Origin of the sequence: Martelella lutilitoris (genome assembly GCF_016598595.1) — a bacterium.
In the GTDB taxonomy this organism is placed as follows: domain Bacteria; phylum Pseudomonadota; class Alphaproteobacteria; order Rhizobiales; family Rhizobiaceae; genus Martelella; species Martelella lutilitoris_A.
This window is the reverse complement of the sequence record NZ_CP066786.1, coordinates 2,644,323-2,667,185: the sequence shown is the minus strand read 5'-3', so window position 1 is coordinate 2,667,185 and position 22,863 is coordinate 2,644,323. Positions and strand designations below refer to the sequence as shown.

At 63.0% G+C, this 22,863-nt stretch carries 24 protein-coding genes; 12 read left to right on the top strand and 12 right to left on the bottom strand.

The window, feature by feature from the left end; all coding sequences use genetic code 11:
* The first annotated feature begins 5 nt into the window (after positions 1–5).
* Positions 6–440 carry a DUF1489 family protein gene (locus JET14_RS12650; RefSeq protein ID WP_200333965.1) on the top strand — a complete coding sequence of 145 codons (435 nt, stop codon included), beginning with the start codon at positions 6–8 and terminating at the stop codon, positions 438–440.
* 293 nt (positions 441–733) lie between these two features.
* Here JET14_RS12650 and JET14_RS12645 read toward each other — a convergent pair whose 3' ends face one another.
* The 4 genes from JET14_RS12645 to JET14_RS12630 all read right to left on the bottom strand — a co-directional run bounded on the left by JET14_RS12645 (position 734) and on the right by JET14_RS12630 (position 5,019).
* Positions 734–1,516, bottom strand: coding sequence for an amino acid ABC transporter ATP-binding protein (locus JET14_RS12645; RefSeq protein WP_024707479.1), 783 nt, complete (start codon positions 1,514–1,516; stop codon positions 734–736).
* An 18-nt stretch (positions 1,517–1,534) separates the two neighbouring features.
* The gene (locus tag JET14_RS12640; RefSeq protein ID WP_200333963.1) at positions 1,535–2,689 is read right to left on the bottom strand and encodes an amino acid ABC transporter permease; all 1,155 of its coding nucleotides are present in this window, start codon (positions 2,687–2,689) and stop codon (positions 1,535–1,537) included.
* Between the two features lies 1 nt (position 2,690).
* Positions 2,691–3,884 (bottom strand): amino acid ABC transporter permease, encoded by a 1,194-nt coding sequence (locus tag JET14_RS12635; protein WP_200333961.1) that lies wholly within the window; start codon positions 3,882–3,884, stop codon positions 2,691–2,693.
* 106 nt (positions 3,885–3,990) lie between these two features.
* A complete protein-coding gene (locus JET14_RS12630; protein ID WP_200333959.1) occupies positions 3,991–5,019 on the bottom strand; it encodes an amino acid ABC transporter substrate-binding protein in 1,029 nt (342 codons plus the stop codon).
* Between the two features lie 368 nt (positions 5,020–5,387).
* Between JET14_RS12630 and JET14_RS12625 the strand changes: the two genes are divergently transcribed.
* Positions 5,388–6,575, top strand: a complete 1,188-nt coding sequence (locus JET14_RS12625) for a cystathionine beta-lyase (RefSeq protein ID WP_200333957.1) — start codon at positions 5,388–5,390, stop codon at positions 6,573–6,575.
* Positions 6,576–6,633: 58 nt separating this feature from the next.
* Here the strand turns inward: JET14_RS12625 and JET14_RS12620 are convergent, their stop codons facing one another.
* From JET14_RS12620 to JET14_RS12610, 3 genes are all read right to left on the bottom strand, one after another.
* Positions 6,634–7,314 (bottom strand): SH3 domain-containing protein, encoded by a 681-nt coding sequence (locus JET14_RS12620; RefSeq protein WP_200333956.1) that lies wholly within the window; start codon positions 7,312–7,314, stop codon positions 6,634–6,636.
* A gap of 95 nt (positions 7,315–7,409) precedes the next feature.
* Positions 7,410–8,579: an FAD-dependent monooxygenase gene (locus JET14_RS12615; RefSeq protein ID WP_200333955.1), complete on the bottom strand. Its 1,170-nt coding sequence runs from the start codon at positions 8,577–8,579 to the stop codon at positions 7,410–7,412.
* Between the two features lie 58 nt (positions 8,580–8,637).
* The gene (locus JET14_RS12610) at positions 8,638–8,883 is read right to left on the bottom strand and encodes a zinc-finger domain-containing protein (protein WP_200333954.1); all 246 of its coding nucleotides are present in this window, start codon (positions 8,881–8,883) and stop codon (positions 8,638–8,640) included.
* Between the two features lie 147 nt (positions 8,884–9,030).
* Between JET14_RS12610 and JET14_RS12605 the strand changes: the two genes are divergently transcribed.
* The 4 genes from JET14_RS12605 (at position 9,031) to JET14_RS12590 (ending at position 12,263) form a co-directional block, all read left to right on the top strand.
* Entirely contained in the window at positions 9,031–9,810 is a 780-nt protein-coding gene (locus tag JET14_RS12605; protein WP_200333953.1) for an alpha/beta fold hydrolase, read from the top strand.
* A 121-nt stretch (positions 9,811–9,931) separates the two neighbouring features.
* Positions 9,932–10,759: a serine O-acetyltransferase gene (cysE, locus tag JET14_RS12600; protein ID WP_200333952.1), complete on the top strand. Its 828-nt coding sequence runs from the start codon at positions 9,932–9,934 to the stop codon at positions 10,757–10,759.
* Positions 10,760–10,858: 99 nt separating this feature from the next.
* Positions 10,859–11,068, top strand: a complete 210-nt coding sequence (locus tag JET14_RS12595) for a DUF3126 family protein (RefSeq protein ID WP_024707469.1) — start codon at positions 10,859–10,861, stop codon at positions 11,066–11,068.
* 373 nt (positions 11,069–11,441) lie between these two features.
* Positions 11,442–12,263, top strand: a complete 822-nt coding sequence (locus JET14_RS12590; protein WP_200333951.1) for a sulfite exporter TauE/SafE family protein — start codon at positions 11,442–11,444, stop codon at positions 12,261–12,263.
* Positions 12,264–12,267: 4 nt separating this feature from the next.
* On the opposite strand, the gene JET14_RS12585 is transcribed toward JET14_RS12590, so the two are convergent.
* The gene (locus tag JET14_RS12585) at positions 12,268–12,978 is read right to left on the bottom strand and encodes a TIGR02281 family clan AA aspartic protease (RefSeq protein WP_246750307.1); all 711 of its coding nucleotides are present in this window, start codon (positions 12,976–12,978) and stop codon (positions 12,268–12,270) included.
* A gap of 67 nt (positions 12,979–13,045) precedes the next feature.
* Positions 13,046–13,825 (bottom strand): adenosylcobinamide-GDP ribazoletransferase, encoded by a 780-nt coding sequence (locus JET14_RS12580; RefSeq protein ID WP_200333948.1) that lies wholly within the window; start codon positions 13,823–13,825, stop codon positions 13,046–13,048.
* 107 nt (positions 13,826–13,932) lie between these two features.
* Between JET14_RS12580 and cobT the strand changes: the two genes are divergently transcribed.
* Both cobT and JET14_RS12570 read left to right on the top strand, forming a co-directional pair.
* Positions 13,933–14,949, top strand: coding sequence for a nicotinate-nucleotide--dimethylbenzimidazole phosphoribosyltransferase (gene cobT, locus JET14_RS12575; protein WP_200333946.1), 1,017 nt, complete (start codon positions 13,933–13,935; stop codon positions 14,947–14,949).
* Between the two features lie 125 nt (positions 14,950–15,074).
* A complete protein-coding gene (locus JET14_RS12570; RefSeq protein WP_200333944.1) occupies positions 15,075–15,443 on the top strand; it encodes a diacylglycerol kinase in 369 nt (122 codons plus the stop codon).
* 11 nt (positions 15,444–15,454) lie between these two features.
* Here JET14_RS12570 and JET14_RS12565 read toward each other — a convergent pair whose 3' ends face one another.
* Positions 15,455–15,976 (bottom strand): GNAT family N-acetyltransferase, encoded by a 522-nt coding sequence (locus JET14_RS12565; RefSeq protein ID WP_200333942.1) that lies wholly within the window; start codon positions 15,974–15,976, stop codon positions 15,455–15,457.
* Positions 15,973–17,700 (bottom strand): sensor histidine kinase, encoded by a 1,728-nt coding sequence (locus tag JET14_RS12560; RefSeq protein WP_210342044.1) that lies wholly within the window; start codon positions 17,698–17,700, stop codon positions 15,973–15,975. The genes JET14_RS12565 and JET14_RS12560 overlap by 4 nt, the downstream gene beginning before the upstream one ends.
* A gap of 170 nt (positions 17,701–17,870) precedes the next feature.
* On the opposite strand from JET14_RS12560, the gene JET14_RS12555 reads away from it, so the two are divergent.
* The 4 genes from JET14_RS12555 (at position 17,871) to thrS (ending at position 21,966) form a co-directional block, all read left to right on the top strand.
* Positions 17,871–18,497, top strand: a complete 627-nt coding sequence (locus JET14_RS12555; RefSeq protein ID WP_200333940.1) for a uracil-DNA glycosylase family protein — start codon at positions 17,871–17,873, stop codon at positions 18,495–18,497.
* Positions 18,498–18,561: 64 nt separating this feature from the next.
* Positions 18,562–19,047, top strand: coding sequence for an Lrp/AsnC family transcriptional regulator (locus JET14_RS12550; RefSeq protein ID WP_200333939.1), 486 nt, complete (start codon positions 18,562–18,564; stop codon positions 19,045–19,047).
* 113 nt (positions 19,048–19,160) lie between these two features.
* Positions 19,161–19,844: an outer membrane protein gene (locus tag JET14_RS12545; RefSeq protein ID WP_200333938.1), complete on the top strand. Its 684-nt coding sequence runs from the start codon at positions 19,161–19,163 to the stop codon at positions 19,842–19,844.
* A gap of 148 nt (positions 19,845–19,992) precedes the next feature.
* The gene (gene thrS, locus JET14_RS12540; RefSeq protein WP_200333937.1) at positions 19,993–21,966 is read left to right on the top strand and encodes a threonine--tRNA ligase; all 1,974 of its coding nucleotides are present in this window, start codon (positions 19,993–19,995) and stop codon (positions 21,964–21,966) included.
* 45 nt (positions 21,967–22,011) lie between these two features.
* Here thrS and JET14_RS12535 read toward each other — a convergent pair whose 3' ends face one another.
* Positions 22,012–22,812, bottom strand: coding sequence for a glycosyltransferase family 25 protein (locus JET14_RS12535; protein WP_200333936.1), 801 nt, complete (start codon positions 22,810–22,812; stop codon positions 22,012–22,014).
* Positions 22,813–22,863 lie beyond the last annotated feature (51 nt).

The following is a 22,863-nucleotide window of genomic DNA, read 5'->3' as shown; positions in this document are numbered from 1 at the left end:
GGGGAATGAGCCTTCATATCCTGAAACTATGCGTCGGCGCGACCGGCATTGATGATCTGCGCGGCTGGGTGTCGGAGCGGTCCATGGCGGCGATCGCCGCGGGCCTTGAGCCGCACACCGTCCACACCACGCGGATGACGCCGAAGCGGCGTGACGAAATCCTGGACGGCGGGTCGCTCTACTGGGTCATCAACGGCCAGATCCGCGCGCGCCAGGCCCTTCTCGACATCACCAACCACACGGACGGGCAGGGGATCCAGCGTTGCGACCTCGTGCTTGCCCCGCAGGTGGTCGATACCGTGCCCGTGCCGCGCAAGCCGTTCCAGGGCTGGCGTTACCTGAAGGCGGAAGACGCCCCGCGCGACCTCGATTTCGGCGAGGGCGGCGAGGACATGCCGGAGGAGCTTCGCGCGGAACTGGCGGAACTGGGGCTTCTCTAAGCCGGCGATAGACAACCGGGTTGCGGAGTCCGCCTTCAGACTGCTGACAGACCTCCCACCCAATCCGGGTCATCCTCGGGCTTGACCCGAGGATCCAGTCCGCCCGATAAAAGGCTGAAGAAGACTATTGAGATCAATGCGTTAGATTGCCTGGATGCTCGGATCAAGTCCGAGCATGACGCTTGAGGGGCGGTCGAATGAGATCACGACCACTGCCTTTTTAGGCTTTGTCGCCACCAAAAAAGCGGGCCGCCAAGCCCGCCTTTTCCATCTCGCTCTGCTGTCGTCTCGCCTCAGTGCAAAATCTGGCTCAGGAACAGCTTGGTGCGCTCGTGCTGCGGGTTGTCGAAGAATTCGTGCGGCGAATTCTGTTCGACGATCTGGCCCTGGTCCATGAAGATCACGCGGTTGGCGACCTGGCGGGCGAAGCCCATTTCATGGGTCACGCACAGCATGGTCATGCCTTCCTCGGCAAGGCCGACCATGGTGTCGAGCACTTCCTTGATCATTTCCGGGTCGAGCGCCGAGGTCGGTTCGTCGAACAGCATGATCTTCGGGCTCATGCACAGCGAGCGGGCGATCGCCACGCGCTGCTGCTGGCCGCCGGAAAGCTGGCCCGGATATTTGTCCGCCTGCTCGGGAATTTTCACCCGGGTCAGGTAGTGCATCGCGATTTCCTCCGCCTCCTTCTTCGGCATCTTGCGCACCCAGATCGGCGCCAGCGTGCAGTTCTCCAGGATCGTCAGATGCGGGAAGAGGTTGAAGTGCTGGAACACCATGCCGACCTCGCGACGGATCTCGTCGATCTTCTTCAGGTCGTCGGTCAGCTCGATATCATCGACGATGATATTGCCCTTCTGATGCTCTTCCAGCCGGTTGATGCAGCGGATCATCGTCGACTTGCCGGAGCCTGACGGCCCGGCAATGACGATGCGCTCGCCCTTCATCACCCTCAGGTTGATGTCGCGCAGGACGTGGAAATCGCCGTACCACTTGTTGACGTTGATCATGTCGATCGCGACTTCGGTTTCCGAGACGATCATATGGGATGTGTCTACAGTCTCTGTAGTCGTCATGTCAGTGTCCTCAAAAAGCTAACTTCTGTGTCCGGTGTCCAGGTGGCGTTCCATGAAGTTGGAATAGCGCGACATGCCGAAGCAGAAGACCCAGAAAACGAAACCGGCGAACAAGAGGCCGGTGATCGGGGTAACGGGCGAGGCCCAGGTGGAGTCGGTGAAGTTGAACTTGATGATGCCGAGCAGATCGAACATGCCGATGATCGAGACCAGCGAGGTGTCCTTGAAGATCGAGATGAACTGGTTGACGATCGACGGAATGACCAGCTTGATGGCCTGCGGCAGAATGACCAGCCGCGTTGTCTGCCAGTAGCCCAGGCCAAGCGATGCCGCGCCCTCGAACTGGCCCTTGGGCATCGCCTGCAGGCCGCCTCGGATCACCTCGGCCATATAGGCGGAGATGAACAGCGACACGCCGACGATCGCGCGCAGGAACTTGTTGATCGTCATGCCTTCGGGCAGGAACAGCGGCAGCATCACGCTCGCCATGAACAGGATCGTGATCAGCGGCACGCCGCGCACCACTTCGATGAACATGATGCAGAGCGTGCGAACCACCGGCAGCCTCGAACGCCGGCCAAGCGCCAGCAGGATGCCGAACGGCAGCGATACCGCGATCGCGAAATAGGACAGGATCAGCGTCACCATCAGCCCGCCCCAATCCGAGGTATCGACAACCGGAAGGCCGAAAACGCCGCCATACAGGATGAAGAAGGAGACGAAGGGCAACGCCAGGAACAGCAGAAACGCGTTCCATGCCTTGTACGGCGCCTTCGGCATCAGCATCGGGATCAGCAGGATGGTGAATACCGCGCCGACGAGAATCGGGCGCCAGAGTTCGGCGTCCGGATACCGGCCGAATATGATCTGATCCATCTTGTTGCCGATGAAGGCCCAGCAGGCCCCGCTCCATCCGTCAGGCTTGACGCCGCCCTGGGCGATGGTGGCGCAGGCCGCGCGATCGGTCCCGGTCCAGGCGGCGTTGATGAACAGCCATTCGACGATGGGCGGGACGGCCCAGACCAGAAAGATAATGGCAATGACGGTGAGGACCGCATCCTTGGGGGTGGCGAAAAGGTTGGACCTCAGCCACTGGATTGCGGTGCCTTCTTTCTTCGGCGCAGGCTGCTGCGCCTGCATTTCCTTTCGGACATAAGCCACATCTTGCGCCATCTTATCTCTCCACCAGGGCCATCTTGGCATTGAACCAGTTCATGAAGATCGATGTCAGGATTGACAGGGTGAGATAGATGATCATCCAGATCGTCACGACCTCGACAGCCTGTCCGGTCTGGTTGAGGACCGTTTTGCCGACGGCGACGATATCGGCGTAGCCGATCGCGACGGCGAGCGACGAGTTCTTGGTCAGGCTCAGATATTCGGATGTCAGCGGCGGAATGATGATCCGCATCGCCTGGGGCACGACGATGAGCCGGGTGACCTTGCGCGGATGCAGGCCGAGGGCCGATGCGGCCTCCGTCTGGCCCTTGGCAACGCCCAGAATGCCGCCGCGGATCGTCTCCGCCATGAAGGCTGCGGTATAGAGCGAGAGCGCCAGATAGAGCGACATGAATTCCGGTCCGATCACGGCGCCGCCTGCAAGGTTGAAGCGGCCCTTGACCGGGATGTCAAAGGTGATGGGCATGCCGGCGGCGAAATAGGCGCCAAGCGGCAGCAGGATCAGGATGGCGATGGCGGTTCTGACAACCGGAAACTGCTGGCCGGTTGCCATCTGGCGGCGCTTGGCCCAGGTGGCAATGCCGATGACGGCGGCAATCGCCACAACCAGTGCGGCGGCCATCAGCCAGGAACCGGGCCCGAAGATCGGGGTGGGAAAGGCCAGACCGCGATTGTTGAGATAGATGTCGAACGGCAGGGCGAGCGAGTCGCGCGCCGCAGGCAGCAATGACAGAACGCCGGTGTAGAAGAAGAAGATGACGAGCAGTGGCGGAATATTGCGGAATATCTCGACATAGATCTCGCTTAGTCTTGCGATCAGCCAGTTCGAGGAAAGCCGTCCGATCCCCACAATAAAGCCGACGATTGTCGCGGTGATGATGCCCGCCACCGAGACGATGACCGTATTGATGATGCCGACGACAAGCGCCCGGCCATAGGTCATGTCGTTGTTGTAGGCGATCGGCGTCTGCGCGATGTCGAAGCCGGCGCGACTGTCGAGAAAGCTGAAACCGGATGCGATGCCGGCGTTCTGAAGGTTCGTGATGGTGTTGTCTGCGACCCACCAGACAAATCCGACGACCAGAATGACCGTCACCAACTGGTAGACGAAACCTCTGACGGCGGGACTGTATAGAAGTGCGGCAACCCGCGACTCCCCAAAGGAAGCGTTGCTTGTCGTGTCAGCCATGTGTTCCCCGGTTACCGGAAAATTGTTGCCCGAAAGGGTTCTTGTTCTTGTCGGCGCATGGCGGGTTTCCGCCATGCGCCCGTTTTCAGATTGTCAACAACTTGCCTTAGCGGATCGGCGGACCGTACTGCAGGCCGCCATCGGTCCACAGGGCGTTCAGGCCGCGATCGATCTTCAGCGGGCTTCCCGCGCCGACGGTCTTGTCGAAGACTTCGCCGTAATTGCCGACGAGCTTGACGACGTTGTAGGCCCACTTCTCGTCGAGACCGAGGTCGGCGCCGAGCTTGCTGTCGGTTTCAGTGCCGAGAAGGCGCTTGATCCCCGGGTTGTCGGAGGTCTCGACCATTTCGTCGATGTTTTCCGAAGTGATGCCGAATTCTTCGGCATTCAGCATCGCGAAATGAACCCACGATACGATATCGCCCCACTGGTCATCGCCCTGGCGGACCGCCGGCCCGAGCGGCTCTTTCGAGATGATCTCCGGCAGGATCACGTAGTTGTCCGGATCGGTGAGCGTCAGGCGGATCGCGTAAAGGCCCGACTGGTCGGTGGTGTAGACGTCGCAACGGCCCTGGTTGAAGGCGTTGTTGACGTCCTCGAGCTGTTCGTAAACAACCGGGTTGTAGTCCATGCCGTTGGCCGAGAAGTAGTCGGCGAGGTTGAGCTCGGTGGTGGTGCCGGACTGCACGCAAACGGCGGCGCCGGAAAGCTCCTTGGCCGACGAGACGCCGAGATCCTTCGGCACCATGAAGCCCTGGCCGTCATAATAGTTGACGGTGCGGAAATCGAGGCCGAGCGAGGTGTCGCGCGACAGCGTCCAGGTCGTGTTGCGGCTCAGCACGTCGACTTCGCCGGACTGCAGCGCCGGGAAACGGTCGGTGGCCGTCAGGGCCACGAAATTCACCTTGTCCGGGTCGCCGAAGATGGCGGCGGCGATGGCCCGGCAATATTCGACGTCCAGACCGGACCAGTTCCCCTCGTTGTCGGGCGCGGAAAAGCCTTGCAGGCCTGTGCTGACGCCGCAAGTCAGACTTCCCTTTGACTTCACGTCGTCAAGTGTCGCGGCCGCGGCGCCCTGGGCGCCAAGACCCAAGACCACTGCGCCGACCGCGGCAGACAGAATCGTCTTTTTCATTTTCCCAACCTTTGTTTATCGTTAAAACTTGAAGTTGTCCCTTTGGCCGTAGCCTACGGTCAAGCAGCGACAACTGCCCGCAAACCCCTCGGTGCGAGCCTGAGTATCTCAGTCGTAATTTTCCAGATGGTCAATACTCGCCTCCGAAAAATGGTCTGATTTTGTGAAAAACGTCCGTTTTCGTTCAAAAAATGGGCAAGGCGGCAAATTATGGGCAATTTTATGCTGGTAATTCGGGCAGGGTTTCCTTTCATTAGTCTAATCCTTTAGTCGTAATTTGGTTTTCCTCTTTGCGGCTTGACCGGCCGGAAACGACGATTCAAAACAGGCGCGCGACTGCACCGTCCTCAACTCAGCGGAACATGATCATGGCTTTTCAAAAGACCGCCGGCAAAAAGGCCGGAGACAACACCATTCTCGCTCACACGGGCCATGATCCGGGATCGTTCCACGGTTTCGTCAATCCGCCGGTCGTGCATGCATCCACGGTGCTGTTTCCGGATGCGAAAACGGCTGTCGGCGGTTCGCAGAAATACACCTACGGAACCCATGGCACGCCGACGACCGACGCGCTCTGCGCGGCGCTGAACGAGATCGAGAACGCCGCCGGGACGCTGCTTTACCCATCCGGCCTCGCCTCGATCACCATGCCCTGGCTTGCCTTTCTTGCGCCAGGAGACCACATCCTGATCGTCGATTCGGTCTATGATCCGGCGCGCCGCTTCGCCGACAACGTCCTGACCCGCATGGGGGTCGAGGTTGATTATTACCACCCCGCTCTGGGCCTCGAGGTCGAGAAGATGTTCAGGCCCAATACCCGCATCTTCCACACCGAAGCGCCGGGTTCGAACACGTTCGAGATGCAGGATATCCGGGCGCTGTCGGAGCTCGCCCATGCCAGGGGCGCGATCGTCTCGATGGACAATACCTGGGCGACGCCGCTCTATTTCAAACCGCTCGATTTCGGCGTCGACCTCTCGCTCAACGCCGCCACGAAATACCCCTCCGGCCATTCCGATGTTCTGATGGGAACCGCGTCGGCCAACGCGCGCTGTTTCAGGCAGTTGGAGGAGCATTACACCTGGACCGGCATGTGCGCCGCGCCCGATGACAGCTACCAGATCCTGCGCGGTCTGCGCACCATGGGCGTCAGGCTGGCCCATCACCAGAAAAGCGCGCTTGCGGTGGCGCTCTGGCTGGAGGAACGGCCGGAGGTCTCCCGCGTTCTTCACCCCGCCCTGCCGTCCTTTCCCGGCCACGATATCTGGAAGCGTGATTTCACCGGCGCCAGCGGTCTGTTTTCCTTCGTGCTGAAGGCGGAGGAGGGCGCGTTCAGGGCGCGCCAGCACGCCTTCCTCGATGCGCTCGACATTTTCGGGATCGGCTATTCCTGGGGCGGCTACGAATCGCTCGCCGTGCCGGTGAACCTGTCGAACCGCACGGTCTGCACCGCGCCGCAGGACGGCCCGGTCATTCGCCTGCATATCGGGCTGGAAGATGTCGAGGACCTGAAGGCGGATCTGGAAAAGGGTCTGGCCGCCGCGGCCGCGACTTAGGACTGTTTACGGCAAAAAAAAAGCCGGCGGCCCGGGAAGGGCGGCCGGCTTGCCTGTTTCAGCGGCGGTCGAAGCGTCTTTCGCCAAAGTGGCGTTCGCCGGGTCGCATCGCGGGGCCGGGCCGCACGGGTCCCGGGCCATAATAGGGCGGGCGCACACCGGGCGGCGGACGGTGCGGCGGCGGCGGTGCTGCATGCGGTGGCGGCCGGCGCGGCGGTGGTGCACCCCAGCCCGGACGGTAACCGGGCGGCGCGCGCCATCCGGGCGGCGGTCCGCCCCATCCCGGCGGTGCGCGCCAGCCGGGCGGCGGCAGGTAAGGCCTCGGCGGCGGCGGCGGCGGGTAGCGGTTCCAGGTCCCGTACCAGGGATAGCCGCGATAGTAATTGTTCCAGTAGGACTGGGAGAAGGCGGTGATCGCGATGCCGGTGGCAAAGGCTATTCCCGGCGTCAGCACCTGGCGTTGACCCTGATAGGTCACTTTCATGTAGCGCGCGGCAAGCCATCCGCGATAGCTGGCGTAGGACACGTCGCACCAGCTGTAGTCGGCAAGGCAGCCATTATTGGCGATCGCCGCGCCCGCCGGCACGACGGTGACCACCGGATAGGAGGTTGACGGGCCGGCACGCAGGTTGACGCTGGTCGTCGCATAAGCGTTGACCGACTGGGCCTCGGCCTGAACGGCGAAAAGCGTCGCGGCGAGTGCGAGGCCGGTTGAGGTTATGAAGGCGCGGAATTTCATGTTTCTGCTCCCCGTTGGGCGATGAGAACCAGTCTAGACCAGCAGGGCTGAAACGGGGATGAACGAAATGTCGCGCCTCTCGGCGCGCACCGGTCTCAGATCCGGTCGAGCCCGTAAGCGTGATAGCCATAGAGCCAGTCAAGTTCGCCGGCGAGCGTCTCGGGAGAACGCAGTTTCAGCACGATATCGCGGCCGATTCTGATCGGACCTGACGCGTGATAGGCGAACTTGTTGAAGCTGGTGCGCTTGCGCAGCGCCGCAAGGCGCGGCTTGCGATGGGCGACGAAGGCCTCGAAGGCCTGGGGTGCTTCCATGCCGGCGAGGAAGGCGGCCAATTCGAAACCGTCCTCGATTGCCATCGCCGCCCCTTGCGCGGAAAACGGCATCAGCGCGTGGGCGGCATCGCCGATCACGATTGTGTCGCTGCCGTTGTGCCAGTTGCCTTCGCCCGCCTCGTAAAGTGGCCAGAAGGTTGGCTTGTCGGCGGAAAACAGCCGGGTCAGCTCCGGGTTCCAGCCCTTGAAGTGGCGTTCCAGCGCCATTTTCCAGCTGCTGTCGACCTCGGTGTGCCAGGCTTCCCCGGCGCTTGCGCCGGCGGCGATGGCGACGAGGTTGAAGCCGCCGACATCGCGCAGCGGATAGGCGACGAGGTGGGCCATCGGCCCCATGAAAGCGGTCACGCTGTCGCGCTCGAGAAAACCGGGCGCGTCTTCGGAAGAGAGGACGAAACGCCAGGCGATGTTGCCGGAAAAGCGCGCTTCCGGCGCCCCCTTGATCTGCCGTCGGCTGTGCGACCACACACCATCGGCGCAGATGATGACATCGGCGGGTTTTTCCGTTCTGCCGGAAAGCGTTGCCCTGTTTGCCTTGTCGATGCGGGCGCCGAGCCTGAGGGTTGCGAGCGGTTCATCCGCGACGGCGTGTTTGAGCGCCGACTGCAGCGTCGCGCGGTGCAGCGTGCCATAGGGCGCGCCCCAGCGCTTGCGCGCTTCGCCGACGGGAACGTGCGCGAGCTCCTTCAGGGTCAGGCCCGAGGCCAGCGCCACTTTCTTCGGCTCCCGCCACTGGCCCTCGAGCCGGCCGAGAACGCCGATCTTCGCCAGGCAGCGCGAGGCATTGGGAGAAATCTGCAGGCCGGCGCCGACTTCGGCGAGCGCGTCCGCCTGCTCGAAGATCTCGCTGGAAATGCCGTGCCGGGCAAGCGCCAGAGCGGCCGTCAGTCCGGAAATGCCGGCGCCGACAATGGCTGCGTGTGAAATCGTCATCTTCTCCTCCCGACCCGTCGCCGCGCCATGACGAGACTGGCGCTAACCGAGGGCTAGGTCAGGCGGCGTCGACGCGGTAGGCGCAGCCGGGCGGGTTGGTCTCTTCGCCGTGAAGGGCCGGCGAGAACTTGTAGAGCGTCGAGCAATAGGAACAGACCGCCTCCTCGTCATCGCCCATGTCGATGAAGATATGCGGATGGTCGAACGGTGCGGATGCGCCGACGCACATGAATTCCTTGACGCCGATCTCGATGGTCCTGTGTCCTTCGTCATTCTTGAAATGGGCGATCGCGTGGCCAGCCATAATTGTCTCCGGTTCCTTGAGCTTTCGGCCCGGACACTATAACTCTTCGCGGCAAATGTGTAGTACCCGAATTGCGATGGCGGGCGGTTTTGAACCACCCTTTTGCCGGGGCCTTTCGGGCAGAAGTCGACAATGGAGACGGCCGCGATGAACCTCAACCTTCCGCAGTTCAGATCGTTTGAACATGACGGGCTCGAACTCGCCTTTTTCGATGAGGGCGCGGGCGCGCCGGTGCTGCTGATCCACGGCTTTGCCTCGACGGCGGCGGTCAACTGGGTGCATCCGGGCTGGCTGAAAACGCTTGGCGATGCCGGCTACCGGGTGATCGCGATCGACAATCGCGGCCACGGCCAAAGCGACAAGCCGCATGACCCCGAGGTCTATTATCCGGCGCTGATGGCCGGCGACGCTGCCGCGCTGCTCGAGCATCTCGGGCTCGAGAGCGCCCATGTGATGGGCTATTCCATGGGCGCGCGGATTTCGGCCTATCTGGCGCTCGCCCATCCGCAAAAGGTGCGCTCGCTCGTTTTCGGCGGTCTCGGCATCGGCCTTTGCGACGGGGTGGGCGACTGGGACGCGATCGCGGCGGCCCTGAGGGCGCCCTCGCTCGATGACGTTGCCGACGAGAAGGGCCGCATGTTCCGCGCCTTTGCCGACCAGACGAAGAGCGACCGCCTGGCCCTTGCCGCCTGCATCGAGACCTCCCGCCAGAACATTGCGCGCGGGGAGATCGGAAAGATCGCCGCGCCGACGCTGATCGGCGTCGGCACCAAGGACGATCTGGCGGGCTCGCCGCAGACGCTGGCAGGGCAGATGCAGAACGCCATCGCGCTCGATATTCCCAACCGCGACCACATGCTGGCCGTCGGCGACAAGGTGTTCAAGAAGGCCGTTCTGGAATTCCTCGCGCGCGAGGCCGGCGACTGACACGGAAATCTGACCGCGGGCGCATTTGTAATCGGCTCGCAGTGAATCTATATTTGCGCCGGAACAGAAGCGACTTCGTTGGAAGGACAGGCGCACGGCGCCCGAACCACAGGAGGCCACGATGGCCGCACATCCCGACAAGACCGGTCACGAGACCAGCCTGAAGGCCGTCGATCCGATCTGGGCGAGCCTCAGGGCCGAGGCGGAATACGCGCTTGAGAAGGACCCGATCCTCGCCGCCTTTCTCTATTCGACGATCCTGAACCACACATCGCTCGAGGATTGCGTCGTCTACCGTATCTGCGAGCGGCTCGATCATCCGGACGTGCAGGCGATCCTGCTGCGCCAGACCTTTGACGAGATGCGGCGCGACTGGCCCGAATGGGGCGATATCCTCCGGGTCGATATCCAGGCCGTCTATGACCGCGACCCCGCCTGCACCCGCTTCATGGAACCGGTGCTCTATTTCAAGGGGTTTCACGCAATCCAGACCCACAGGCTGGCGCACTGGCTGTGGCAGAAGGGGCGGCAGGATTTCGCGCTCTACCTGCAGAGTCGGTCGTCCAGCGTGTTCCAGACCGATATCAATCCGGCCGCCAGGATGGGCAAGGGCATCTTCCTCGACCACGCGACCGGCCTTGTCGTCGGCATGACGGCCACGATCGGCGACGATGTCTCGATCCTTCAGGGCGTGACGCTCGGCGGCACGGGCAAGGAAAGCGGCGACCGCCACCCGAAGATCGGCGACAGCGTGCTGATCGGCGCCGGCGCCAAGGTGCTCGGCAACATCACCGTCGGCCATTGCTCGCGGATTGCCGCCGGCTCCGTGGTGTTGAAGCCGGTGCCGGCCAATTCGACGGTTGCGGGCGTGCCGGCAAAGGTGATCGGTACGGCGGGCTGCTCCGACCCCGCCCGTTCAATGGACCAGCTGATCGGTTCGGAAGACTGACAGCCTGACCTTGAAAAACCATCGGCCCGCGCATTTGCATTCTCGGCCCTTGCGTGTCACAAGCGCGCCAACACTTGAAGACCAGACGGAGTTCATCCCTTGAAGCCAGACGAAATCAAAAAGCTCGACTCCTATTTCAAGCGCATGTTCGGGCCGCTCTTTGCCGTGCGCGCGCGTCCGCGCAAGGACGATTCCTGCGAGGTTTACCGCGAGGACGAATTCATCGGCGTCATCTATCTCGACGACGAGGACGGCGACCGTTCCTTCAATTTCTCCATGGCGATCCTCGACGTCGATCTCGAGCCCTGATCGCAGGGCATATTCGTGACAGGAACCGGCCGTTCGAAGCGGCCGGTTTTTTTGTGGCGTCTTCGCAGTGCGGACAAAAAAGCCGGCCCATGAGGGCCGGCAAAGGAAAAAAGCGAAAAAGCTTTGGTGATCGGAAACCGTCTTGAACAGAAAAACTGAACATGCGCGGGCGCAATATCGTGAGCTGATGAAATCCAGTCCGAGGGATACCGCCGCGAAAAAAGCTGCGCCGTGCATCCCCGTTTGCCCTGGCCACGAGATAGTGTAAGAAGATCACGTTTTGATGACACATCGCCAATGATAATCCGACATTCAAGAACCTTCTGACTGCGCTTTGCCGACTGCGCCCGGAAGGAGCGTGAGGGGACTACGCATGCCGCCGATTTCCGAAATCCTGCAACTCGTCGTTCTGCTGGCGGTGGCCGGCTGCGTCGCCGGTTTCCTGGCCGGCCTCTTCGGCATTGGCGGCGGCGCCGTGCTGGTGCCGGTCTTCTATCAAGCCTTCGCGCTTGCCGGCGTGGACGAGGGCGTGCGCATGAAGCTCTGCGTCGGAACCTCGCTTGCCATCATCATTCCAACCTCGCTGCGTTCCTTCCAGTCGCATTACAGGCGCGGCACGGTGGACATGAAGCTGCTGAGGCAATGGATCATCGCCGTGCCCTTCGGCGCCATCGTCTCGGCCATGGTGATCGCCTATGCGCCGGGCGACGTGCTGCGCGCGGCCTTCGCCGTGATCACGCTGCTGATCGGCCTGAAGATGCTCTATCCGAGGGCCTCGAAATGGCGGCTCGGCGAGGACCTGCCGAAGAACCCCGTTCTGTTCGGCTGCGGCTGGCTGATCGGGCTTTTGTCCGGGCTGATCGGCATCGGCGGCGGAACGCTCAACAACACCTTCATGACGCTCTACAACCGGTCGATGCTGCAGGCAGTGGCGACGTCGGCGGGGGTCGGCGTGCTGATCTCGATCCCGAGTTTTGTCGGCAACGTCATTGGCGGTTGGGGCCATCCCGGGCTTCCGGTTCTGTCCACCGGCTATGTCAACTGGATTGCCGTGGCGCTGATCATTCCGATCACGCTCCTGATCGCGCCGGTCGGCGCGCGCGCCGCCCATGCGGTTTCCGACCGGGTGCTGACGGCGGGTTTCGGCATTTTCCTGCTGACGATCTCCGCCCGCTTCTTCATCTCGTTCTTTTGAACGCTCAATCGGTGAGGCGCAGTTCCTCGGCGCGCATGTCGACCGAGCTCAGCGTGCCGAGAAAGCTCATGCCGAGCAGGCTTTGAGACAGAAGACCCTCGCCGGCCACCATGGCGCGGACATTGCGGCGCGTGATCGGGCCGACCGCGACCTCATCGAGTGTGACGGGCGCGGCCATCGCCGTGCCGTTGGCGGTGGAGACCATCGCCGTGAAACTCAGCGCGTCCGCATCGAGGCCGATCCGTTTCGCATCCTCTGTCGTCAGCGTCACCCGGCTTGCGCCGGTGTCGACCAGCATTGGCAGGCTGATGCCGTCGACTTCGACATTCGCGGTGAAATGTCCGTCGCGCCTCTTGCCGATGACCACCTGTTCGCGGCCGTCAACCATGGTCGTCGTCATCGACATGCCGGGTACGAGGCCGCCGAAGAGGCGGGCGCCGACCTCCCGGAAATCATGGCGGAAGATATAGGCGGCGGAAATGACCAGCAGGATCGCCGCCCAGATCAGCAGCGACTGGAACACATGGCCGAAATTGCGCTGTCCCTGCAGCATGCCGGCGGCGACCAGAACCAGCAGCGGCGCGAGCCAGAGCGCGGAGGCGAACTCGTCGTTGGCAAGGCCAAGCGTGGTGCCGTCGCCGCCGGTGACCATCAGCATGATCATCCCCACTGCGACGATTGCGATCAGGATCCAGAACAGGCGCAAGGCGGTCACTCCCTCTTTGCAGGCGAAAGGCGCGCACTGAGGCCCGCGCCGTGGCATCGTGACCGGATATCGGGTTTCAGACGCAAATGGCAAGGGCGACGAGGAAGACGGTCTCGCTGATCCGCGCTGTGGCGCCGAGCGTATCGCCCGTGCAGCCGCCGAGACGGCGGGCGACGAACAGGCTGAAACCGAGGGCGGCGGCCGCGCCGCAGACGAGGGCGGCAAGCGCGGGCCACACCGTCTCGGTCGCGAGGGCCGAAAGGCCGATGATGACGCCGCCGCCGAGAACCGCGCACAGTGCCGACTGTTTTCCGGGGCGACCGAGTGCGGACGCTGCTCCGTCGGTGCGCGCTGACGGAAGGGCGCTCCATTGACAGACCATGGCGGCGCGCCCGCCTGCCGCTCCGGCGATGAGGAAAAGCGCTGCATTCCACGAACCCTCTGCAACCAGGACCGCAAGTGCGACGGCCTGCAACAGGATTGAGAGGATAAGGGCGATCGTACCGTAGGCTCCGGTGCTGCTGTCCTTCATGATCGCCAGCGCGGCCGCGCGGTCCTGTCCGCCGAAAAGGCCGTCAAAGGAATCGGCGAGACCGTCCTCGTGAAGCGCGCCGGTGACCACGAGGCTGACCGCGATTGCGATCAGCGCCGCCAGCAAAGGCCCGGCGCCGAGCATGGTCAGGGACGGCAAAACAAGGGCAGGCAACAGGGCTGCGAGGACGGCGGCAAGGGGAAAGGCCCACGCCGCGCGCGCGCCGTCCGGCGGAACGGTTTGCATTTGCGCCGGAATGGGATATCTCGTCAGGAAACCGGTTGCCACGGCGAGGTCTTTCGCCAGGCTCGTCAGTCGCGTCATGGTGGCACTTTCGTCAATGTGTGCGTTATAGGTGTGGACTATGGCAGATCGAGACAACCTTGGATAGCCGGTTTATGCTTGTAATAGTAAAAAAGGACTTACTCTAGATGGAAGCCGCCGGACAGCCCTTCGATGATTTCCGTGCTCTGCTGGAGGCTCTCCCGGGGGCCGATACGCCGGCCCTTGCAGCGGCTCGCAAACGTAACTCTGTTCTGACCAAACCCGAAGGCGCGCTCGGGCGTCTGGAAGAGATCGCCATGTGGCTTGCCGCCTGGAGCGGTCGTCCCCCGGCGGTGAACCGGCCAATGGTCGCCGTCTTCGCCGGCAATCACGGCATTGCGGCCAAAGGCATCACGCCCTATCCGGCAACCGTGACGCAGCAGATGGTGGGCAATTTCGAGAAGGGCGGCGCGGCGATCAACCAGATCTGCGCCTCGGTCGACCTCAGCCTCAAGATCTTCGATCTGGCGCTCGACTATCCGACCGGCGACATTACCGTGGAGCCCGCGCTTTCCGAGCGTGATTGCGCGGCGACCATGGCCTACGGCATGGAGGCGGTCGCCGGCGGGGTGGACCTGCTCTGCCTCGGCGAAATGGGCATTGGCAACACCGCGATTGCCGCGGCGCTCTGCCTCGGGCTTTACGGCGGCTCGGCCGGAGACTGGGTCGGTCCGGGCACGGGCGCGGAAGGCGAGATGCTGGAGCGCAAGATCGCCGCCGTCGAACAGGCCGTCGCCTTGCACAAGGACCATCTTTCCGATCCGCTGGAACTGCTGCGCAGGCTCGGCGGCCGCGAATTCGCGGCGATCGCCGGAGCCATCATCGCCGCGCGGATGCAGAAGGTGCCGGTGTTGCTCGACGGCTATGCCGTGACCGCCGCCGCCGCCGTGCTGAAAGCCGCCAATCCCTCGGCGCTCGATCACTGCATGATCGCCCATGTCTCGGCCGAGCCGGGGCATCTGAAACTGATCCAGAAGCTTGGCAAGACGCCGCTTCTGGCGCTCGGCATGCGTCTCGGCGAGGGAACGGGCGCGGCGCTCGCCGCAAGCCTGGTGAAATCGGCGGCGGCCTGCCACACCGGCATGGCGACCTTCGAGGAGGCGGGCGTTTCCGGGCGGGGCTGACGCGACCTTGGCGCCGGGCGATGTTTGTGACGGTAATTCCCGTGCGTCGTCAAAGGCTTGTCGCGCAGCTGTAACATGCCGGTGGCAGGGTGCGCCGACTTGGTCTTGAGCCGGAAGGAGACGGAATGGCCGAACCGCCGATCGAGAAGCAAAAGGGCATTCGCCATCTGTTCGCCGCCGGCGGCTATTCCTGGCAGGGCTTCCTGCGGCTGCTCAAGGAAGAGGCTTTTCGTCATGAACTGATCGGCTTCGGCATCGGCCTTGGCATATTTGCCCTTGTCGGTGCGAGCGGCCTTGAGTTCATGATCTTCGTGATCCTGATGTTCGCACTGTTTGCCGCCGAGGCGCTGAACACGGCCGTCGAGGAGATCATCGACCGGGTTTCGCCGGAACGCTCGGTCGAAGGCAAGCACGCCAAGGATCTCGGCTCCTTCGCCACCTTCTGCCTGATCTGCTGCAATGTCATCTACGCCGTCTATGTCGTGTTCTTCTAGAGCGCCGTCCGTCATGGGCGGGGGTGGCGATAGACGAGCGTCGCAGGATGGGGGCGCTGCGCCGTTTCGTCGAGGCTTGCGCCCAGTCGTTCGGCGAGCCTGATGGAGCGGCGGTTTTCCGGATCGATATAGCTGACGAAGCTTTGCTCCTCGCGCGCGGCAAAACCCCATTGCAGCATGGCAGCGGCGGCCTCCAGCGCATAGCCATGGCCCTCGGCGGCCTCGTAGAGAAACCAGCCAAGCTCCAGTTCGGGAAACAGCGGACCCTTGCACAGTGCGACCTGGCCGAGAACGGCGGCGTTGTCTTTGTCTTCGAGCATCAACGCGCCGTGGCCGAAGAGCTGCCATTGCGCGACATCGTTGCAGAAAAACGGCCAGGCTGTCTCGTCCGTGTGCGGGCCGCCCATGAATTGCGCGCGCGACGAGGCGAGAAAGGCAAGGTAGGCCGGCCAGTCGGCGAAGCGCGGCGCGCGCAGACGCAGTCGGCTCGTTTCAAGCGTGGGAATGACGGTCATGGCTGTGGTCGCGTTCATGCGGCATTGGCGGGCTTGAGTCGGTCCGTTTCGCGTTCGCGGTCCAGCGCCTCCATGATGTCCGCCTCCAGCCGGGCCTCGAGGGCGAGATCGGCGTCGGACGGGCGGCCGGCATCGTCGTTGGCGACCTTGCGGGCACGTCGTCTGAGGGCGGCTGCCAGCCGGTCGCGGCCGCTGCGGCCTTTCACCGTGCGGACGCTCTCCTCGGCCTCGATCTCGATGCTCTCCGGGATGAACGGCATATGGCGCTCCGCCGACAGCGGCAGGGCAATGTCGTCCGTGCTGAGGCTTGCCGCCGGCAGGTCCGCCACGCGGGCTTCGGGCAGTTCGATGCTTGCAAGCGTGCCCCGGCCCGGCGCGGACTTGAGCACGAGCGCGCCCTGGTGTGCCTCGATCAACTGCCGGACGATCGAGAGACCAAGGCCGAAGCCTTCGACATGGTCCGCCGCCCGGCCGCGCGAGAAGGCGTCCGTAGCTGCCGCAAGCGCCTCCTCGTCCATGCCGCAGCCGTAATCGCGCACGCTCAGATACTGCCCGCCCTCGGCCGTGTTGCCGGCCGAGACCAGAATGTCGGAGCCTTCGGGCGAGAACTTGATGGCGTTCGACAACAGGTTGATCAGCATCTGCTTGACGGCGCGGCCATCGGCTATGACCGGGGCGAGCCGCCCCCCGGCGTCGCAGTGAATCGAGATCGCCCGCGAGGCGGCCTCGGGTCCGACCATTGCCATCGAGGCATCGATGACATCGACCAGATAGACGGGCTGTTCGGTGAGCCGGTAGCCGCCGGCCTCCAGCCGGGAGAGATCGAGCACGCTGTCGATCATGTCGAGAAGATGGGTTCCGGAACTGTGGATGTCGGAGGCATATTCCTTGTAATAGGGGTTTTTCAGCGGGCCCATCATCTCTTCCTTCATGATTTCGGAAAAGCCGATGATGGCGTTGAGCGGCGTGCGCAGATCATGCGACATGGCCGCCAGAAAGGCCGCCTTGGCCTTGTTGGCGTCCTCGGCGGTCCGGGCCGCGTCTTCCGCCTTTTCCAGGCTTTCGGCAAGCTGACGGTTCAGCGCGTCCTTTTCGCCTTCCTTCGTCTGCAGCGCCCGGTCGCCTGCGCCGAGCTGATGGCTGAAATAGGCGATGAACACCATGACGACAGCCAGGGTCGCCGCAAGGCCGATGTCGAAAGGATCCCTGCCGAGATAGGCGATCGCGCCGAACGCTATCACGGCCGGCATGAAGACGTGCCAGGTCGTCTTCGGCAGTGAAACCGCGCCGAGCGCCAGCAGCGAGAGCGCGATGATCGCCATCGCCCCTTTGAAGAAGGGGAAGGCCGCGCCGGTACAGGCGCTGCAGTCGAGAAGCGCGGTCAGCGCCCATGCGCTGCCGGCCAGCCAGTAGGCGCCGATCACGCGGTTGTTCCATTTGGCAAGCGTTTCGGCATCCTTGCCCTCGCGCGCGGCGTTTCGGATGACGGCAAAGGCGACGCCGTGCAGGACGAGCGCCGTCAGCGCCCAGAGAGCAAAGACCATGTCCCTGCCGATATAGAGAAAGCCGACCGCGGCGATGACCAGCAGGATCGCAATGGCGGGAATGCCCTTCTCTATGACGGAAAGCGCGTGACGAAAGGCGTCGACCGTCAGCGTGGCCGATGTCGTTTCGGAAGCGGACGGGGCGGGCCCGGTCTCCGTGTCCTGAGGATCATGACGCTGTGTCGTGTCGCGTTTCATGTGGGCCTCGCTGAGGTTCGCCATCGCAAATCGTGGTTGTCGCTGTTAATGAACCTACGAACGAATTGTTAAGAAATACCTTCCGTAAAGGATTTGTTAGCCGTGTTTTTTAATCCGGTCGTAATCTTTGCCGCATTCGCCAACCCTTCCGCAGGCCCCCGGAGCGCCTGATGAGCGATACGGAAAGGCTTTCGCGCGCGATCCCGGCCTGCCGCATCTGCCGGGACTGTCCGGTAGGCGGGGCGGAGCGCCGGCTGCCGCATGAACCGCGTCCCGTTGCCGTCCTGTCGGCGCGCGCGCGGATCCTGATCGCCGGCCAGGCGCCGGGCCTGCGCGTGCACGAGACCGGCATTCCCTTCAACGATCGCTCGGGCGACCGGCTGCGCGACTGGATGGGGATCGGCCGCGAGGCATTCTACGATCGCTCCCGCTTTGCCATCCTGCCGATGGGCTTCTGCTTTCCGGGCTATGACGCAAAGGGCAGCGATCTGCCGCCGCGCAGGGAATGCGCGCCTGAATGGCGGGAAGAGGCCATGGCGGCGATGCCGCAGATCGAACTGGTTCTGGCGATCGGCATGTATGCGCAGAAATGGCATATGGGGAAGATGAGCCGCAAGACGCTGACCGAGACCGTCCGCAATTGGCGCGACAGCTTCCTTGCCAACCGCGCGCCGCGCATCCTGCCGCTGCCGCATCCCAGCTGGCGCAACACGGGCTGGCTGAAGAAGAACCCATGGTTCGAGGACGAGGTGCTGCCGGAACTGAAAAAGGCGGTCCGGCTATACGGCGGCGGCTGAAAATCGCTCTTTCTTTCGGCGGTATTTTTGCTATAACAGCAAAAATTTTTTACGGAGAGCGGAAATGGACCGTCTGGATAGAAAGATTTTGCGCCTTCTTCAGGAGGACTCGACGCTGGCCGTTGCCGATATCGGCAAGAAGGTCGGGCTTTCCACCACGCCCTGCTGGCGCCGCATCCAGAAGATGGAGGAAGAGGGCGTGATCAGGCGGCGCGTGGCGCTGCTCGATCCGGAAAAGGTCAACGCCAATGTCACGGTCTTCGTCGCCATCCGCACCAATTCCCACTCGGTCGAATGGCTGAAGCGGTTTTCCGAGGTCATCGGCGACTTCCCCGAAGTGCTCGAGTTTTACCGCATGAGCGGCGACGTCGATTACCTGCTGCGGGTCGTGGTGCCGGATATCGCCGCCTATGACGCCTTCTACAAGCGACTGATCGCCAAGATCGAGATCCGCGACGTTTCTTCGTCCTTCGCCATGGAGCAGATCAAGTTCTCGACCGAACTGCCGCTCGACTATATGGTGGTGGAGCCGTCCAGGACCGGAGACTGAGCCCGCCGGACTGCGCGGCACCAAGTAGAAGTTGCGCTCTTCCCGGTGATGTGACCATTTGTTAAGCATTCGCTGTTAAACAGTCATAAAGCATAATTCGTGAGGATTGCGTTATGACGAGAGCAGTTGCGACGGCCTTTCTGGTCGTCCTGGCCGGGGGGCCGTCACTGGCGGCGGACCTTGCGGTCACGGCGCCGGCGCCGGTCTATCAGGAAGTCTATGTCGAGGAAGAGGAATTGCCGTGGGACGGCCCCTATCTCGGCCTCAGGGGCGGGTATGACTGGACACAGGTCCGCGGCACGATTTCGGGCGCGTCCGGCAGTTCCTCGTGGTCCAACGGTATTGCGGGACCGATCGTCGGCGCCTTCGCCGGCTATAATTTCCAGTTCGACAACAATCTCGTGGCCGGCGCCGAGGTCGACGGCGACTATACCTTTGATATGAGCCAGTATGTTGCCGGCGGCGTCTCGCGCAACCACGGCATCAACTGGGGCGGATCCTTGAGGGGCCGCATCGGCTACTCCCTCGGCAACGCGCTGATCTACGGCACGGCCGGCGCCGCGGTCGCGAACTTCTATCTCGGCACGGGCTCAAAGCGCCCGCATGAGGTGATCTACGGCTACACGGTCGGCGCCGGCGTCGACTATGCCTTTACGGAGAATGTCTTCGCCCGGCTTGAATATCGCTACACCGGCTATCCGAGCGCCGATTTCTCCCGCTATTTCGGCAAGGGCAACACGGCGGATCAGGAGACGTCCTCGAACACCGTCACCGCAGGTCTTGGTGTTAAATTCTAGCGATCTTCCTTCGGCGGCGACGATCAGACGGCCTTGCGGCTTTACGCAGGGCCGTTTTTTTACTATTGAGCGGCCTCGTTGAACTGGCCGTGCAGGACGGCCTTTCGTCCACCCGCATTCGTTGGCGGGACTGGTTTAAGGAGAAGATATGTCTGATCAGATTTCCCTCGTTTTCCCCGATGGCTCCAAGCGCGACTACGCCGCCGGCACGACCGGCCGGGATGTTGCCGAGTCAATCTCCAAATCCCTCGCCAAGAAAGCCGTCGCCATTGCCCTTGACGGCGCGTTGCGCGATCTCGCCGATCCGGTCGAGGACGGCCGCATCGAGATCGTCACCCGTACCGATGACCGCGCGCTGGAGCTGATCCGCCACGACTGCGCCCATGTGATGGCCGAGGCCGTGCAGGAATTGTGGCCGGGAACGCAGGTGACCATCGGTCCGGTGATCGAGAATGGATTCTACTACGATTTCGCCCGCGAAACGCCCTTCACGCCCGACGATCTTCCGAAGATCGAGAAGAAGATGAAGGAGATCATCAAGCGCAACGCCCCCTTCACCAAGGAGGTCTGGTCGCGCGAGAAGGCGAAGCAGGTCTTCGCCGAAAAGGGCGAGGTCTACAAGGTCGAGCTCGTTGACGCGATTCCCGAAGACCAGGACGTCAAGATCTATTCCCAGGGCGACTGGTTCGACCTTTGCCGCGGCCCGCACATGACCTCCACCGGCCAGATCGGCGACGCCTTCAAGCTGATGAAGGTGGCCGGCGCCTATTGGCGCGGCGACAGCAACAACCCGATGCTGACCCGCATCTACGGCACGGCCTGGGCGGAGAAGCAGCAGCTCGATGCCTATCTCAACTTTCTTGAGGAGGCTGAAAAGCGCGACCATCGCCGACTCGGCCGCGAGATGGACCTGTTCCATTTCCAGGAAGAAGGCCCGGGCGTCGTGTTCTGGCATTCCAAGGGCTGGCGCATGTTCCAGTCGCTGACCTCCTATATGCGACGCCGTCTCGAGGGCGAGTATGAGGAAGTCAACGCGCCGCAGGTGCTCGATACCGCGCTGTGGCGGACGTCCGGCCACTGGGAATGGTACCGCGAGAACATGTTCGCGGTCGCCTGCGCCGACGAGGAAGCCGAGGACAAGCGCGTCTTCGCGCTGAAGCCGATGAACTGCCCCGGCCATGTCCAGCTGTTCAAGCACGGTCTGAAGTCCTATCGCGAACTGCCGATCCGCTATGCGGAATTCGGCGTCGTGCATCGCTATGAGCCATCGGGCGCGATGCACGGGCTGATGCGCGTGCGCGGATTCACCCAGGACGATGCCCACGTCTTTTGCACCGAGGAACAGCTTGCCGAGGAATGCCTGAAGATCAATGACCTGATCCTGTCGGTCTACGAGGATTTCGGCTTCAAGGAAATCGTCGTCAAGCTTTCCACCCGGCCGGAAAAACGCGTCGGCTCGGATGAGAACTGGGATCACGCCGAGGCGATCATGACCGAGGTGCTGAAGACCATCGAGCAACAGTCGGGCGGGCGCATCAAGACCGGCATCCTGCCGGGCGAGGGCGCCTTCTACGGTCCGAAGTTCGAATATACGCTGAAGGACGCGATCGGGCGGGAATGGCAGTGCGGCACCACCCAGGTGGACTTCAACCTGCCGGAACGCTTCGGCGCGTTTTATATCGACTCGACCTCGGAGAAGAAGCAACCGGTGATGATCCACCGCGCCATCTGCGGTTCGCTGGAACGTTTCCTCGGCATCCTGATCGAGAACCATGCCGGCCATATGCCGCTGTGGTTCGCCCCGCAGCAGGTGGTGGTCGCGACCATCACCTCCGAGGCGGACGACTATGGTCGCAAGGTCGCCGAGAAGCTGCGCGCCGCCGGGCTTACGGTCGGGACCGACTTCCGCAACGAGAAGATCAACTACAAGGTCCGCGAACATTCGCTGGCCAAGGTGCCGGTCATTCTCGTCTGCGGCATGCGCGAGGCGGAAGAGGAAGCGGTCAATATCCGCCGCCTCGGCTCGCGCGACCAGCAGTCGATGGCGCTCGCCGATGCGATTGACATGCTGACCGACGAGGCAACGCCGCCGGACCTTAAGCGCAAGCGCGCTCTGGCGTAAGGGAAAACAGGACGGCGCGGTCTTTTGGTCGCGCCGTTTTGTCTTTCAGGGTCGGTATTCGACGATCGCGGCGCGGCGGCGGCCGATGACGGCCGAAACCTTGCGAGCGATCACGGCGATTCTGTCCCGCGTTCTGTTCAGCGCGATTTCCGCTGCCGAGCGGCCGTAGGATTTGCGCTTGCCGCGCTCCTCAATCGACGTCGTGACATCTTCCGCGCCGGCGCCGCCGGCGACGTAGCGGTTCTGCACGCAAAGGGCGGGCACGACCTGCATCACGGAAAGATCGTTGCGGATGCCAGCCCTCGGATCGAACAGGGCCGCGTCGACCGGAACGAACAGCTTTTCGCTGCGGGCCAGCATCGTCTCGGCGCCCTGCCGGGTGATGACATAACCGGCGGAGCCGATATGGCAGCCGACGAGGCGCTTGACCGCATGATCGCCGAGCATGACCTCTGTCTTGTGCGCCAGTTCCGCCGGCTTCATGCTGGTCTCGATCTTGACGATGTCGACGTTGGCGGGAAGCCGGCTTGCGAGGCCGTCAAGCACGGCGCGGGTCGCCGCGCTGATCTCGACATCATCCTCGAAAATGGCGGCGGCCGGCGCGCCGCTTTCCACAAGCGCGCTCCAGGCGCGGCGGTGGCTGAGGTAGCAGCCGATTTCCCCGCGCGTCATCTCCCGGCTGAAGGGGGCGGGAAAGGCCGAAAGCCGGGCGGCCTCGTCATCGCCGAGCAGACGGGCATCGCTTGCCGCAAGCCGGGCGAAGTCCAGCCCACGCGCCGCCATGATGGCCGTGATCGCGGCGAGGCGCTCGGTATCCCGGTCGAGGTTGATGACGAATGTGAGCAAGGGCTGGCTTTCATGGACAAGGGGAACGACCGCTTCCGGTCGTCGGCTATA

Coding starts and splice junctions, on each gene's coding strand:
- JET14_RS12650 (WP_200333965.1), top strand. CDS start 6: ATGAGCCTTCATATCCTGAAACTATGCGTCGGCGCGACCGGCATTGAT.
- JET14_RS12645 (WP_024707479.1), bottom strand. CDS start 1,516: ATGACGACTACAGAGACTGTAGACACATCCCATATGATCGTCTCGGAA.
- JET14_RS12640 (WP_200333963.1), bottom strand. CDS start 2,689: ATGGCGCAAGATGTGGCTTATGTCCGAAAGGAAATGCAGGCGCAGCAG.
- JET14_RS12635 (WP_200333961.1), bottom strand. CDS start 3,884: ATGGCTGACACGACAAGCAACGCTTCCTTTGGGGAGTCGCGGGTTGCC.
- JET14_RS12630 (WP_200333959.1), bottom strand. CDS start 5,019: ATGAAAAAGACGATTCTGTCTGCCGCGGTCGGCGCAGTGGTCTTGGGT.
- JET14_RS12625 (WP_200333957.1), top strand. CDS start 5,388: ATGGCTTTTCAAAAGACCGCCGGCAAAAAGGCCGGAGACAACACCATT.
- JET14_RS12620 (WP_200333956.1), bottom strand. CDS start 7,314: ATGAAATTCCGCGCCTTCATAACCTCAACCGGCCTCGCACTCGCCGCG.
- JET14_RS12615 (WP_200333955.1), bottom strand. CDS start 8,579: ATGACGATTTCACACGCAGCCATTGTCGGCGCCGGCATTTCCGGACTG.
- JET14_RS12610 (WP_200333954.1), bottom strand. CDS start 8,883: ATGGCTGGCCACGCGATCGCCCATTTCAAGAATGACGAAGGACACAGG.
- JET14_RS12605 (WP_200333953.1), top strand. CDS start 9,031: ATGAACCTCAACCTTCCGCAGTTCAGATCGTTTGAACATGACGGGCTC.
- cysE (WP_200333952.1), top strand. CDS start 9,932: ATGGCCGCACATCCCGACAAGACCGGTCACGAGACCAGCCTGAAGGCC.
- JET14_RS12590 (WP_200333951.1), top strand. CDS start 11,442: ATGCCGCCGATTTCCGAAATCCTGCAACTCGTCGTTCTGCTGGCGGTG.
- JET14_RS12580 (WP_200333948.1), bottom strand. CDS start 13,825: ATGACGCGACTGACGAGCCTGGCGAAAGACCTCGCCGTGGCAACCGGT.
- cobT (WP_200333946.1), top strand. CDS start 13,933: ATGGAAGCCGCCGGACAGCCCTTCGATGATTTCCGTGCTCTGCTGGAG.
- JET14_RS12570 (WP_200333944.1), top strand. CDS start 15,075: ATGGCCGAACCGCCGATCGAGAAGCAAAAGGGCATTCGCCATCTGTTC.
- JET14_RS12565 (WP_200333942.1), bottom strand. CDS start 15,976: ATGAACGCGACCACAGCCATGACCGTCATTCCCACGCTTGAAACGAGC.
- JET14_RS12560 (WP_210342044.1), bottom strand. CDS start 17,700: ATGAAACGCGACACGACACAGCGTCATGATCCTCAGGACACGGAGACC.
- JET14_RS12555 (WP_200333940.1), top strand. CDS start 17,871: ATGAGCGATACGGAAAGGCTTTCGCGCGCGATCCCGGCCTGCCGCATC.
- JET14_RS12550 (WP_200333939.1), top strand. CDS start 18,562: ATGGACCGTCTGGATAGAAAGATTTTGCGCCTTCTTCAGGAGGACTCG.
- JET14_RS12545 (WP_200333938.1), top strand. CDS start 19,161: ATGACGAGAGCAGTTGCGACGGCCTTTCTGGTCGTCCTGGCCGGGGGG.
- thrS (WP_200333937.1), top strand. CDS start 19,993: ATGTCTGATCAGATTTCCCTCGTTTTCCCCGATGGCTCCAAGCGCGAC.